Annotated in this window: 1 protein-coding gene; it reads left to right on the forward strand. The window is 46.7% G+C overall.

What is annotated here, in order from left to right; genetic code table 11:
• Positions 1 to 403, forward strand: a 403-nt coding sequence (locus tag PGX78_RS03325) for a DUF4127 family protein (protein WP_270445388.1), incomplete at both ends; no start/stop codon positions are given.

Genomic DNA, 403 nt, shown 5'->3' on the forward strand with positions numbered 1-403 from the left:
CTATTTACGTTTTCAGCACGGTTATGCGTAGCCCTTGGGCCGGCGGAAAGGGTGTTGAACCGGACTATTATTTGCAGACGGGCAATGATATTTACCAGTTGGCAGCCTTGCAGAATAAGGCTGATACGGGAACGTTAACGCCTGAAGAACGGTCTGACTGGTTTGCAATTATGAGTCGTGTACCTCTTGAGTATTTGCAGGATTGGTATAATCGTCGCAAGAAGAATATGGCTGTTAACTATAGACTTATAGATGATGCGAAAAACGGTATATTTACCTATTTCAGCTTGGGTCATGACGATAACTCCGCACACACACAGTCGGCTTTGGAGGCCAAGTATTTGGAAATGCGCGGTAAAGACGTACCTAAGACAGCCTTCGGTTCCTTCCCGGGAGCGGATCA

It is taken from the genome of Megasphaera sp. AF13-6AC (genome assembly GCF_027685385.1).
In the GTDB taxonomy this organism is placed as follows: Bacteria; Bacillota; Negativicutes; order Veillonellales; family Megasphaeraceae; genus Megasphaera; species Megasphaera micronuciformis.